This window comes from Bradyrhizobium sp. SZCCHNS3016 (assembly GCF_032484535.1).
GTDB lineage: Bacteria > Pseudomonadota > Alphaproteobacteria > Rhizobiales > Xanthobacteraceae > Bradyrhizobium.
The window spans coordinates 133,195-146,305 of record NZ_JAUETE010000012.1; the positions used below are offsets into that span (position 1 = coordinate 133,195).

10 protein-coding genes are annotated in these 13,111 nt (G+C 67.4%); 1 reads left to right on the forward strand and 9 read right to left on the reverse strand.

Going from position 1 to position 13,111, the window contains the following annotated elements:
• Window positions 1-97: 97 nt before the first annotated feature.
• On the forward strand, window positions 98-1,282 hold the full coding sequence (locus QW881_RS22525; RefSeq protein WP_315757200.1) for a glycosyltransferase family 4 protein: 1,185 nt from the start codon (window positions 98-100) through the stop codon (window positions 1,280-1,282).
• On the opposite strand, the gene QW881_RS22530 is transcribed toward QW881_RS22525, so the two are convergent.
• The 9 genes from QW881_RS22530 to QW881_RS22570 all read right to left on the reverse strand — a co-directional run bounded on the left by QW881_RS22530 (window position 1,283) and on the right by QW881_RS22570 (window position 12,207).
• Window positions 1,283-2,461 (reverse strand): glycosyltransferase, encoded by a 1,179-nt coding sequence (locus tag QW881_RS22530; RefSeq protein WP_315757199.1) that lies wholly within the window; start codon window positions 2,459-2,461, stop codon window positions 1,283-1,285.
• Entirely contained in the window at window positions 2,454-3,476 is a 1,023-nt protein-coding gene (locus QW881_RS22535) for a polysaccharide deacetylase family protein (RefSeq protein WP_315757198.1), read from the reverse strand. Before QW881_RS22535 ends, QW881_RS22530 begins: the two co-directional genes overlap by 8 nt.
• Complete coding sequence (locus QW881_RS22540) at window positions 3,473-4,993, reverse strand: lipid II flippase MurJ (protein ID WP_315740804.1); 1,521 nt, start codon at window positions 4,991-4,993, stop codon at window positions 3,473-3,475. The genes QW881_RS22535 and QW881_RS22540 overlap by 4 nt, the downstream gene beginning before the upstream one ends.
• Window positions 4,990-5,178, reverse strand: coding sequence for a hypothetical protein (locus QW881_RS22545; RefSeq protein ID WP_315757197.1), 189 nt, complete (start codon window positions 5,176-5,178; stop codon window positions 4,990-4,992). The genes QW881_RS22540 and QW881_RS22545 overlap by 4 nt, the downstream gene beginning before the upstream one ends.
• Window positions 5,175-6,332 (reverse strand): glycosyltransferase family 4 protein, encoded by a 1,158-nt coding sequence (locus QW881_RS22550; RefSeq protein WP_315757196.1) that lies wholly within the window; start codon window positions 6,330-6,332, stop codon window positions 5,175-5,177. Before QW881_RS22550 ends, QW881_RS22545 begins: the two co-directional genes overlap by 4 nt.
• The gene (locus QW881_RS22555) at window positions 6,329-8,599 is read right to left on the reverse strand and encodes an exopolysaccharide transport family protein (protein WP_315757195.1); all 2,271 of its coding nucleotides are present in this window, start codon (window positions 8,597-8,599) and stop codon (window positions 6,329-6,331) included. The genes QW881_RS22550 and QW881_RS22555 overlap by 4 nt, the downstream gene beginning before the upstream one ends.
• A gap of 27 nt (window positions 8,600-8,626) precedes the next feature.
• Window positions 8,627-9,781, reverse strand: coding sequence for a glycosyltransferase (locus QW881_RS22560; RefSeq protein ID WP_315757194.1), 1,155 nt, complete (start codon window positions 9,779-9,781; stop codon window positions 8,627-8,629).
• Window positions 9,782-10,107: 326 nt separating this feature from the next.
• Complete coding sequence (locus QW881_RS22565; protein WP_316158699.1) at window positions 10,108-10,800, reverse strand: DUF2848 domain-containing protein; 693 nt, start codon at window positions 10,798-10,800, stop codon at window positions 10,108-10,110.
• Between the two features lie 69 nt (window positions 10,801-10,869).
• Entirely contained in the window at window positions 10,870-12,207 is a 1,338-nt protein-coding gene (locus tag QW881_RS22570) for a DUF3422 domain-containing protein (protein WP_316158698.1), read from the reverse strand.
• Window positions 12,208-13,111: the final 904 nt, after the last annotated feature.

Sequence of the window (13,111 nt, forward strand, 5' to 3'; positions counted from 1 at the left end):
CGCTCGACCATGGCGACGTGACAAACGTTAACAGGGCTGTGCTAATGACCAGCAGATTGGAACGAAGTCGCAATGTCTGATCCCTTAGATTTCCGTTATGACGTTTGAGATTGTCCAGATCGTTCAAGAGATAAGCAATGCGGGCGGCGTGGAAACCGTTGCTATCGAGCTGGCGCGCGTTTTCGGCCGGAATGGTTTATCGAACGTCGTGCTCGCGAGCGCCGTCGCGGACAATCTCGAACACACGATAAGGGTCGAGCGCGTTGCGCCATGGCTAGCGCGGATTCCGACTCGCGGACTGTTCCGGCACATCGGCCGCGCCATTGTCGTGCCGCTGTTCACGCTCGCCGCGACACGGGCGCTGGCGCGACACCCCGATGCCGTCGTCGTCAGCCACGGCGATAGTCTCAAGGGCGACGTGCTGATCGTGCATGCCGTCAATGCGCAGAGCCTGGCCGAGAAGCGCGCCGCCGGCAGCTGGCGCTGGATACTCAACCCGATGCATCTGTGGGTCGCGCTGCGCGACCGGTTCATGATCGGAGGCCTGCGGTATCGGGCGTTCGTGGCGGTGTCCTCCCGCGTCACCGCGGAGCTGCAGCGCTTCTTCCGCGTACCGGCCGCCCGCATCCATGTCATCTCCAACGGCATCGATCTCGCGCGCTTCAAGCGCGACGCCGTCGGCGGCCAGGCCATCCGGCGCGAGTTCGGTATCCCGGAGAACGCGCGCCTGCTGCTGTTCGTCGGCCACGAATTCAACCGCAAGGGACTGGCGCATGCGATCGGCGCGCTCGATCGGCTCGGCAACGACGTCTGGCTGCTGGTCGTCGGCTCGGACAATCCCGCGCCCTACCGCAGACTGACGCGTAACGCCCAGCAACGACTGATCTTCGCCGGCCCACGCTCGGACCTGCCGGCGCTGTACTCGGCGGCCGATGCCTTCGTGCTCCCCACGAGTTATGAGACCTTCTCGCTCGTCTGCATGGAGGCCATGGCCTGCGCGGTGCCGGTGTTCGCAACGCCGGTCGGCGGCATCGAGGACTATCTGCGCGACGGCGTCAACGGCTTCCGCATTTCAGCAGACGCCGACGACATCGCGGCCAAGCTCGCGGCGGTCTTCGCCGATCCCGCACTGATGCGCCGGCTGCAGGACGGCGCCCATGCGACCGCGCAGACCTATGGCTGGGACCAGATCGGGCTGCAATACATCGAGCTGCTCAAGCAGATCGATGCCGCCAAGCGACAGCCTGGCCACGCAGTGATTGCACTGCCGCTGAAGGCCTAGCTAATTCGTCTGCAGCCGCTGTGGGCGGGCGAGGCGGGATGCGGTTGTCGACTGATGGGCCGCACGGCATGCCGTTTCAATCGCCGCCGCGACCGCATCATAGGTGAAGCGCCGGAGCACGTTCGCGCGGGCCGCCTCACTGCGAACGGCGAGCTCCGCCCACTGGCCGCTGAGCTCATCGATGAGCCGACACAGACTGCCGGGATCCTGCTCCGGCACGATCCAGCCGCCGTCGCCGACGACATCCGGAATCGCTCCGCAGGTTGATCCGATCACCGGAATGGCGCAGGCCTGGGCCTCGATGATCACCCGGCCGAACTGCTCGCGCACCGCGTCCGTGGTTCGCGTCAGCAGCAGCAATGCGTCCAGGCCGCGCAGGAAGGCCGCGACCGCGGCGGGTGAAGCCCAGCCCTGGACCGTGACGCGCCCGCTCAAGCCGAGTTCGGCCACGCGCCGGCGCAGATGCGGCTCGTGCGGACCTTCGCCCATGATGCTCAGCGTCGCCGCCGACTTGCTGCGCGCGAGCGCTTCGAGCGCATCGTCGAGGCCCTTCTCGACCACCAGCCGGCCGACATAGCCGAGCCGCAGCGGCGAGCCGGCCGTCGCATTCGATCGATCATCCGCCGGCATGAAGGTCGCGAGATCGACACCATAGCCGATCGGCGTCACCGGACCCGTGTAGCCACGCGCCCTCACGACCTCAGTCGCATCGGGACTGCGCGACAGGATGTGGGCGGTGCGGCCGAGGACGAATCTGCGGATCGCCTCGAATGGTGGCGGCAGCCGTTTCAGGATGTTCTGGTCGACCTCGAGCACGAGCGCAGCACGGCCGCGCAGCATCTGCGCCTGCAGCGCGACGATGCTCCAGGGCTCTTCCCAAAGGTGAATCACGTCGGGATCGAGCTCGCGCAGCAGGCGGCGCAGCGCCGGATAGAAGTGCAGGTACCATTTCATCGGACCCGCGTCCGGGAGTCGGATCGGGAGCCGATGGATAGGAAAGGCTTCGTTGGAGTGAGCCGCGGTGATGGTGCGGCCGAATTCCTTCCACACCTCGGGCGTCACGAGATGCAGATCGACGTCGGGCCGGGACGCGAGATGGCGGTAGCGCAGCCGGCCGGCCTCGCTGCTGGTGGCCGGATGCGCAATCGAGACGATCCGCAAGCGCCCCCTGCTAGACACGGCCCATCACCTTCGCTGCAGTCCCGCTGAAGCCGGTGAGATGCAGCTCCATCGCCGCAAGCGTACGATGCGCGCCATTCATGGTGTTGCGCGGAATTGAGAACGCATCCTGCCCTGCTTTGACAAGGCCCTTGCGCGTGGTCGCGGCACTGGCGAATCCGGCCTGCCGCGCCAGCGCAAAGTCCCGCGGTCCGCAATCGGCGGCGCGCCCGTAAGGAAACGCGAAGTGCCGGACGTCGATGCCGAGCCGCTCGTTCAATCGCAGCCGCGCGCCGGCCAGTTCGCGAAGGGCGTCTTCGGAAGACAGCGACGAGATGCGCGCATGCGAGACGGTGTGGGCTCCGATCTCGATGAGCGGATCCCCCGCCAGCACTTCCAGCATGTCCCAGGAGATCGCATGTTTCCAATGCATTGCATCGATGTCGATGGCGTTGGCGGCACAGAACGCGGCGTAACGATCCGCGGCCTGCGGGCCATCCCAGCGCGAGGCGACCTGCGCAAACACCGCGCGGCGCTGCTCGGCGCTCGACAGCGCGATCCGCTCATCGTCGACCGTGACGTGGTCCCTGTGCAGCAGCACATCCTCCAGGCCAGCGGCCCACAGCGGCAAAGTGCCGTCGGGAATGCCGGTCGTCACGAACAGCGTCACCGGCACCTTGTGCCTGCGGAACACCGGCACCAGCAGCTCGCACGTATCGCGGTAGCAATCATCGATCGAGAAGTTGACGTAGCGGCCGGGCGGCTCGGCGCTTGCCGTCCGGCGCAGCGCCTCGCTGATCGTCACGACATCCCAACCCTGGTCGAGGACATAGCCGAGGAAACGATCGAGAAAGTCGGCATCGACGTAGAAGTCGCGATTGGGCAGACGCTCCCATTGCTCCGCGGGCGCGGTGCGGTGGAAGGTCAGGCAGCAGCCGCGCGGGCCGAGCACACGATCGGCGGCCTTGGCGAGCGGAAGGACGAAGGCACCGGATGCCATCATGGCCTTGGCGGCAGCGAGGGCCAACAGGGTCAACTCAGCTCTCCCTTCATCTTGAACGTACGACGAACATGGCGGAGCGCCGTGCCCACCACGGCCGGCAGCAGGATGCCGATCGCGAAGGCCAGGCAGAGCATATAGGCCAATCCGCCGGCGAACAGGCGCGGCAGCAGGCCCGGCACGGAGGTCTGAATCATCAGGCCGAGCACGGCCATCAGTGCGGTCGGCAGCAGGGCCAAGCCGATCACGAGCAGGAGCTTTCGCGCATCGCCGAGCACGAACACCACGCCCGACAGCAGCACGAGGCTGCGGATCGCTTCGCCAACTCCGAGCAACTGCATGCCGGCCGCCGGCGACGGATCGAACAGCGGCATCAGCAGGTTGAAACCCATGTTGGCGAGATAGGCAGAGACGATGATCAGCGCGGCGACGCCGTTGCGCCCCGCGCCGTTGAGCAGGCGGATCAGGATCCAGCCGAGGGTCGCGGCCCAGACGCCGCAGGCGATGCCCTTGAGCGCATGCGAGGTCAGCAGCAGGGCCTCGTCGCCGAACGCGCCGCGGAAATAGATCAGGCGGACGATGTCGGTCGAGAAGACCAGCAGGAACGCCGAGGCCGGCAAGGTCAGTGCGAGCAGCGGCCGCAGCAGCGCCTCGGTCTGCGCGCGCGGATCGTGCGGGGCGTGCTGCGACAGCACGGCCATGCCGAGCGGCTGGCTGATCAGCAGCAGCGCGCTCTCGGTCAGCGAGCGCGCGTAGTCCAGCGAGGCGACGGCGCCCGTCGTCAGCCGCGACGCCGTGAAGCGCTCGATCCAGACATTGCCCTGCTCGGCCAGCGGCAGCGCAAGCAGGACGCGCAGCCGGCGGAAGAATTCGACACCCTTGTCGACCACCATGCCGGCGGTCAGGCCGGAGACGCTCAGCGCGCCCTCGCGCCACAGCGAGACCAGGCCCCAGGCGGCGAGGCCATTGAAAGCGACGGTGAAGGCGCAGGCGAGCATGTAGGCGTCGCCGGTCAGCACCAGCAGGCCGATTCCGCCGATCACTGCGACGTTGAGCAGGCTGGCGCGGACATTGGTCAGCCGCGTGCGCCCGAGCGCGATCTCGCCGGCCGCCAGAACGTTGAGGACCGCGGACGCCGGCATGCCGAACGCCATCATGCGCACGAAATGCAAAGTGAGCTCACGCCCTTCCGCCGAGAAGCCGCCGACGACGGCGTTCACCCAGAGCTCACCGAGCAGCAGGATGATCGCGGTCACCGCGCTCGACACGATGGCAATGACGATCGTCAGCGCACCGAGGCTGCGCGCGGCATCCGGCCGCTGCAGCGCCTCGCGATGCATCGGGATCATGATCGCCGGCACGCTCTCGTTCTGCAGGAATGCGAGCGGGATGAGCACGGCCGCCATGGCGGCGCGAAAGCCGTCGGCGATGAGCGAGGCACCCAACACATGCGCCATCAGCACCTCGCGGCCGAAGCCGAGCATCTTGCTCGCCAGCGCACCGCTGATCAGCAGCGCACTGAAGCGCTTGAGCGAAGGACCGGAGGCGCTCATGCGGCATCCTCCGACACGGCCGGCCGCCCTTTCCATCGCGCAGAGACTTGTCCGTCCTCGAGCAGTTTCGGCCACGACAGCATCGGCGCGAGAATGGCGAACAGCGGGCCGAGCGGCTCGCAATCCGCGACGAGATCGACCATACGCCGCTCGGAGGACGGGGCAGGTGTGACGATCGTGCTCACACCGCCGCTCCCGCACCGACATTGCGGATCAGAAGCCCGATCGAGTCCAGCATGCGTGCAAGACTGTAATGGGTGCGCGCGCGGCGCGACGCGTAGTCGAGCTGTGGCGCGAGGATCTCGGGTTGAGCCAGCACCGCCTCCAGAGCCTCGGACAGCGCACGCGCATCACCAGGCGGCACGAGCAGGCCGGCCCGGCCATGTTCGAGGATGTCCGGCGCAGCGCCAGCATCGGTGGCGATCACCGGCACGCCGGCGAGCATGGCTTCGACGAGGGTGCGGCCGAACGGCTCGGGATCGATCGACGGATGCACCATCGCGTCCACCGCCTGCATCAGCAGCGGCACGTCGCTGCGATGCCCAAGGAAGTGAACGCGATCACCGAGGCCCAGCTCCGCGACGAGCCGTCTCAGCTCAGCCGCGTAGTCCTGCTCGCCGAACAGGGCATCTCCGACGATGATGCCGTGAACACCCGGCAGTTTGGCCAGCGCTTCGATCAGGACATGCTGGCCCTTCCACTGGGCGAGCCGGCTGAAGACGCCGACCAGAGGTGCGGACGGCAGGCCGAGTCGCTGCCGCAGCTCCTGCCGCGATGCGGGCACGGGTTCGACGGCGAGGCCATTGGGCACAACCTCGACGAGAGAGCGTCGACCTCCGGCCTCGATGAAGGCGGCTGCGGCGGCTTCGGAGGGGACGACGACCTTCGCCGCGAAGCGGTTGGCAAGAATGATCTGCATACGCCGCTGCAGCGCGCCGAAATGGGCCGGGCTGATGATGTCATGCAGATGCCAGATCAACGGCCGCCGTGCCGCGATGTTGGCGATGGCCGACAGGACGAAGGCTTTCTGCGAATTGGCATAGAGGACGTCATGCTTGCGTGCGACATGAGCGAGCTCCGCCGTGATTGCCGCGAGTCGGCCGATTAGCGGCAGCGCCTTGAGCCACGAACTGTCGCGTCTGAACTGCCCCAGGCCGCGGCCCCAGCGCGACGTGATGACCGACATGCCGCGCTCAGCCAGCGCCTTGCCGAGCGGGCCCGGCTCGAACAGGAACACCGCGGAATCCTTGCGACCCTGGACGACATCGAGCAGGATCAACTCGGCGCCGCCGATCTGCCCGGTGTGATCGACGAACAGGACACGCTCGGTCGGCATCACCCGGCTCCGGCGTAGGCTGCCACGGGCGCGGTCTGGACGACAGGCGTGCTGTGGTGCTCGACGGCGGTCATGGTGACGACGATGCCGACTTCCCGGGCTCCAAACGCTCTGCTTCTGTTCACCGTCGCGACCGCCGGCTCGATCAACGACCGGTCACTGCGTACACAGACGATCGCCCAGTCCGTACCGGCAAGGAAATCGTTCCGTTGCGACGGCAACGGCGTGTCGACGATCACGGCATCATAGCCATCGAGACCAGCGAGGAGACCGTCGAGGCTGATCGCGTCGAGAATGTCGCCGACCGGACCGGTCGTCGCACCAATCGGCAGCGCGTCGAGCGAGGGATGCGCGGTCGGTAGAATCATGTCCCGGAGCGGCGTCCCGCGCTCCAGCGCGCCGAGCCATCCGGGGCTTGCCGGCAGGGCCATGATCTCGGCAAAGGCGGGATGCGAGACGTCGCACTCGACGACCAGCACGCGCCGGCCTGCGGCCGCGAGGTGCTCTGCCAGCGCACAGGCCGTGGTCGTCTTGCCATCTCCTGCATCGGGAGAGGTCACGACGATGCGCTGCGATCGCGCGGACCGCTTCAAACCGAGTTCGTGGACGAGATCGTGCAGCGCATGCTGAAAATCAGTGTCCTCGGAGGCGAGGCGCAAGACGCGCGGGATCGCCAGCGGTTGATGGCCTTGCAGGATCGCGCCGAGCGCCGACATCTCGCGCAGGCTCTTCAGGCGCGGCAAGCAGGCCAGGATCGAAACGTCGGCGACGCTCGGGAGATGAGAGCTTCGTTCGGGCGCTGCCGGTGGCGTCGCCGTCTCCGGTGCGGTCACACTCTCGGCCAATTCAGGGACGATGGCCGGAGCTTCGTCGACAGCGGGCGCCTCGACCTGCTGGGCCGGCGCTTCCGGAGTGACGGGCACGGGCGGGCTGATCAGGCGCGCGCCGAGCTGATCGGCGAGCAGCGCAGCGCCGACGCCGAAGATCAACGCGAGCGTCATGCCGGCGGCGAGGAACGGGATCTTCTTCGGGAAAAACGGCTTGCTCGGCAGCTCGGCGAGACTGACGAGCCGCGTGCTGCCGCGCAGGACGCGCCGCTCGGTCTCGAGCTCGCTCGCCTTCTTGTAGAGCTCGGCATATTGCTGGCGCTTGATCTCGGTGTCGCGCACCATGCTCTCGATGGAGGCCTCATCCAGCGTGGCCGAGCCGGCCTCCGCCTTGGCGGTCTCCATCTGCTTCTTGAGCGAATTGACCAGCGCGGTGTTGGCATCGAACGCCTTCTGCGCGCTGGCCGCGATCGACTGCATCTCCTCGACGAGACGTTGCTGGATGCTCGCCTGCTCGCGGGTCAGCGCCAGGATCGACGGGTGTTTCGGACCGAGCACGCCGGCGGCGCTCGCGAGCTGCGCGCTCACTGTCGTGAGCTGCTGCTTGAGGTCGGCGATGGTCCGGCTCTGCAGCACCGAAGGCGCATCGGTCGGGCCGCGCTCCTGCTCCGACTTGATCTCCTGCAGCCGCGCCGCAGCCTCGGCCCGCGCGGCCTCCGCCTGCGACAATTGCTGGCCGATGCTCGTCAGCCGCTCCGAGGAGATCGGCGCGTTCGCGCCGCGCATCAGCCCCTTGGTGCGGCGGAACTTCTGGATCTTGTCATCGGCCTCGCGCAACTGCTGATCGAGTTGCTTCAGCTCCTGCCACAGCCAGGAGCTCGCGACCTCGCGGCTGTTGGCGCCTTCGGTGCGCTGATCCTCGAGAAACGTCTGCGTCAGCGCGTTGGCGAGCGTCTGCGCGACGTCGGGGAGACCAGACTGATAGGAGATGTTGATGACGCGCGAGCGGCCGGCGGAGGCGACGCTGAAACGACTCTCGACGTGGTCGATGAACGCGCCGACATCCGTCTTGAGACGCTGGCACGCATCCGTCGAGCCGAGCAGGCGGCCGCGCTCGCATTCGCTGACGACAGCGTCGGCAACACCCGGCGACGAAATGATCTGCCGCAGAAGGCGCGGCGAGCGGATCACCAGCAGCTGGCTTTCCATGTCGGCGGGGTCGCCGACCTTCTGCGCCCATGCCGCCGAGGTGTTGGCGCCGGGCTCCTGCTCGGCGATGATCACCGAGGCGGTGGCGAGATAGCGCACCGGCAATACGACGAGGGCGATCACCGCAATCGCGAGGACGGCGCCGGCCACGATGGCGAACACGCCGCGACGGCGCCAGATCCGCCCCAACGCGTCGAGGCCGGACAAGGCTTCCGTAAGACCCGCCTGCCTCATGATCTGCACCCGCACCACATCCGAACGTTACGCAATCAGCCGTGTCGCGCGGCCCTGATGGCCGGCGCGGAAATGCTCGAGCTCCTCGTTGACCGCCGCGACGAACTGGCTGCGGAAGCGCTCGGCCGAGAAGAAGCCGGCGCGCTGGCGGCAATCGAGACGCGAGATCGACTTCTCCTTGGCCACGAACGATCGCACGCAGGCCGCGATCGCCGCGGGCTCGGGCGAGCCGAAGAACATGCCGGTCGGCCGCGGCCCCGTGGTGAGGATCGACTCGCGTGCACCGCCGCGGCCGAGCGCCAGCACCGGCGCGCCTTCGGACTGCGCCTCGACCGGGATGATGCCGAAATCCTCTTCCGCCGCGAACACGAAGGCGCGGGCGGTGGTCATCAGATCGCGCAATTGCTTGTCGGGCACGAAGCCGGCGAACTTCACGTTCGGCCCCGCGATCGACTTCAGACGCGCGGCCTCCGGGCCGTCACCGGCCACGACCAGCTCGAGGTCCGGCATGGTATTGAAGGCGCGCACGATCGGCTCGATGCGCTTGTAGGGCACGAGCCGGCTGGCGGCGAGAAAGTGGTTGCCGACCGGCAGGATCGCATCGCGCTGCGCGATGGTCACCGGCGGATAGATCACCTTGGCGTCGCGGCCGTAGATCTTCTTGATGCGGCGGGCGACAAACTGCGAATTCGTGAAGATGGCGTCGGGGCCGTGGGCGGTGCGGGCGTCCCAGATCCGCATCTTGTGCAGCAACGCGCGGGCGATGAGGCCCTTGACGCCGGTCGCGTAGCCGCTCTCCTGAAGATACTGGTGCTGCAGGTCCCAGGCGTAGCGCATCGGCGAATGCACATAGGCGACGTGAACCTGCTCCGGCCCGGTCAGCACGCCCTTGGCCACCGCGCAGCTCGAGGAGATCACGAGATCATAGCTCGACAGGTCGAGCTGCTCGATCGCGAGTGGCATCAGCGGCAGGTAGGAGCGGTGATACTTCCGCAACAACGGCATCTTCTGCAGGAACGTCGTATGCGACTTTTCGAATCCCAGCTTAGCGCGGTCCTCGGGACGCAGCAGGTCGAACAGCGTGAAGACGTCGGCGCCGGGATAGCAGCGCAAGATCTCCTGCAGGACCTTCTCGGCGCCGCCGAGAACGTAAAGCCAATCGTGGACGATCGCGACGCGCATCGCACTCTCCCAATTCCCGGGGTATTTAATAAAACCCTTAAGGGAGGTATCCACGCGCACAACCACTTCCTAAACTTCTAGTTAATCGCCCTTGTCCTCCGATCCGTCGAATGAGCCATGATCAGGTAGGGATCGGTTAAGGATTTGCCAGCCGCTCGGCGTCTCATGTCGCGACAGGATCGTGCCGGACGCGAACGCCTGATGCGCGGAGGTCCCGCTTCGGCACACTTCGACACCCTAGGCCGTCTTGCTTAACAGGCCCTTGCCGCGGCGACGCTCACTCGGTCCAGCCTCGCCGCACACGATCGTGATCGCGCGCGTCCCGATCAGCCGGCGATGGCGAGCTGCTCGATCGCGTAGCCATGGCGGATGACGCGGTTCAGCACGGGATCGGCGAGCTCGAACTCGAAGCGGTCGGCGGGGCGGATGCCGCCCTTGGCGGCAAACGTGCCGCCGAACATCGCGGTGCCCTCGGGCAGGCCGGCCTCGCCGTAGCGACGCGCGATCAGTTCCAGAGGCGCCAGCATGCCGCTCAGCGCGCCCTCCTGGTACAGCACGCGCTCGCCGCCGATGGTCGCGAACGCACGCAGCGTCAGCCGGTCCCAATGCGCGGCGACGTCGTCGACCAGCCACAGCTCGGGCGCCACCGGCTTGTCGCACATCTGCTTGGAGACGGTGATGTTGTAGGTCTCGACCTTGCGGTCGGTATGATCGGAGCCGACGCCGACGAACAGCCGGCCGCGCGATTTCACCAGCACGAACTCGACCTCGCCGGAGGACTCCCCGCCGCTGACCTCGATGCTGTCGGATGTGGTCAGCCGGGTGGCCGCAGCCTCGTAATAGATCGGCGTCGTCGCCGGACGGGGAATGCCGAGCTCTTCCAATTCGGCGATGTGCTTGTCGCGGGCGACCGGATCGCGCCCGGTCCAGCCGGCGATGACGAGGCGGCTCAGCGTCACCTGCTGCCGCGTCGCCGCACCATCCGCGTGAACCAGGAATTCGATTGTCGTGCCGCTCATCGTCTCATCGCCTCTGTCCCGTCAGACCGCCGCTTAGCCGCCTCGCCGCGCGCTGGCAAGCGCCGCGCGTCACTCGTGCTCGGCCTTTTCCGCCTCGTGGTCCTCCTTCAGATGCCGCTTGCGGATCTGGTGGGTCGTGAACCAGATCAGCGCGATCGCGACCGGCACGAAGGCGGCGGTGGCCAGCGTCGGCTCGACCGGCAGGCCGCTGTCATGCGCGCCCTTGGCGAGATAGCCGAACAGGCTGACGACGTAGTAGCCGATCGCGGCCACCGACAGGCCCTCGACCGTGCTCTGCAGGCGCAGCTGCAGCTTGGTGCGCTCGTTCATCGAGCGCAGCAGATCGCGGTTCTGCTGCTCCAGCTCGACATTGACGCGGGTGCGCAGCAGATCGGCGGCGCGCGCCAGCTTGAGCGACAGGTTCGACTGCCGGCCCTCCAGCGCGTTGCAGGTGCGCATCGCCGGCGCAGTGCGCCGCGCCAGGAACGACGACCAGCTCGAATAGGGCGCGACCGGCTCGCCCTCGATCACCGACAGGCGGGCCTGCACCAGGTCGTAGTAGGCGCGGCTGGCGCCGAACCGGAACAGGCTGCCGGTGGCGCCGCGCTCCAGCAGCGCCTCGAGCTCGGTGAGCTCGCGCAGCAGGTGGTTGTTGAGCTTGAACGATTGCGCGCCCTGCATCTCCGCGAGTACCTCGACCAGCCGCCGCTCGATGCGGTCGACGTCCGGCGCCAGCGCCAGCGCGGCCGGCAGGCCGAGCAGCGCCAGGGTGCGGTAGGTCTCGAGCTCCAGCACGCGCTGCACCAGCGCGCCAAGCCGCTCCGGCGTCGGGCCATCGGCGCAGACCAGGATGCGGGTGAAGCCGTCGTCGTCGAGGCGGAAGTCGGAGGCGACCGCGCCGGCGCTGCCCTTGATCGCAACGATGGCGAGGCTGCTCTTGTCGAAGATCTCCTCGGCGCGCGCCACCGGATCGGCGGCGTTCTCGACCTCGAGCTTGACCGCCACCAGCAGCTCGCCGGCCTGCGGCAGCGCCGCGATCAACGCCTGCAGCTCGGGCGCGATGGCACCGAAGCGACGCGCTCCGGCGCCGGCCGGCGGGCTCCAGATCCAGGTCAGCGTGGCAAATTCCGAATGCTGCTCGAAGCGCAGCCTGACGGCGCCGAGATCGACCTGGTGATGCTTGACGCCCGGCTCCGGCGGCGGCGCGCCATGCTGCGCACAGAACGCCGCCAGGCTGGCGCGGTCGGCCGCCGCGCTGTCGCCCTCGACGCCTTTCCTGGCCATGAAGGCGAAGCGGATCACCAGCACCGGCTGCGTCAGCGGCGTGAACGGCCGCGCATGCACCTCGTTCAGCACGCTCTCGCGCAGGGCATGCGGCGTGAAGGCGGACTTGTCGAGCGACGTCATCGGGAAAGTCCGCGCGTGAGAGCGACACCTGACGCAGACGATCGCGCTGCGCCTGAATTGATCACCCCCGTCATGCCGTGCATCCCCCTGACTTCCATTGTCGTCCGGCCGCCAACGCGCCGGCAGCGTGTGACACCAGTGTAGCGCAATTCGATGACGGCGCCACGGCTGCGGCGATGTTGTGCGCGCTGGCGGCTCTCTCAGCACCACGGCAAGTCGATCATGATGCACGCAGACACACCAACACCTCCCGCGGCGCGATCGCGCCCGAGATCATCATCACCAAGACCCTCTTCAAATGCCGAGGGCGCAGGGAAGGCCGGACCTCGACTGAGGCCCGTGGCCCCCGTGCGGAAAAATTGCACGGGGCAGGAACCACAGGTTCAGCCGGACAGACCCGGCCCTCCCTGCGCGATGGGTTTAACGTCTGCTCCGAGCTCTCCCCGGGGACCGGGCTTGTTTGCCCCCGTCACCTGATGACACGTCAGGTCATCAAGGCTTAGCGCCAGCATCGGGGCGCCAGGACCACACGGCTTGAACGTCCGCGAGCTGCCAATCGTCCAGCGCATCAGCACCTGACAGGCCCGCGGCCACCGCTCCCCGCCTCAACGTATCGTGACGACGCGTACGCCCCTCTGCATGAGGACGGGATACGGAGATAAGATCATGAATTCGGAAAAATAGCAAGATAAATTTGCCGAGCCGCAGTGAGAGTTTTCTTCGATCTCATCCCTGTCGCCCTGCACGACCTCCACACCCTCACCCTGAGGAGCCCGCCGGAGGCGGGCGTCTCGAAGGGCGAGGCCCGTACTGTGGCCTCATGGTTCGAGACGCGTCGCAAGGGCGACGCTCCTCACCATGAGGATCAGGCGCCGAGGGTGGCGCTGGACACGGGACCATGAAC

Coding starts and splice junctions, on each gene's coding strand:
- QW881_RS22525 (WP_315757200.1), top strand. CDS start 98: ATGACGTTTGAGATTGTCCAGATCGTTCAAGAGATAAGCAATGCGGGC.
- QW881_RS22540 (WP_315740804.1), bottom strand. CDS start 4,993: ATGAGCGCCTCCGGTCCTTCGCTCAAGCGCTTCAGTGCGCTGCTGATC.
- QW881_RS22555 (WP_315757195.1), bottom strand. CDS start 8,599: ATGAGGCAGGCGGGTCTTACGGAAGCCTTGTCCGGCCTCGACGCGTTG.
- QW881_RS22560 (WP_315757194.1), bottom strand. CDS start 9,781: ATGCGCGTCGCGATCGTCCACGATTGGCTTTACGTTCTCGGCGGCGCC.
- QW881_RS22565 (WP_316158699.1), bottom strand. CDS start 10,800: ATGAGCGGCACGACAATCGAATTCCTGGTTCACGCGGATGGTGCGGCG.
- QW881_RS22570 (WP_316158698.1), bottom strand. CDS start 12,207: ATGACGTCGCTCGACAAGTCCGCCTTCACGCCGCATGCCCTGCGCGAG.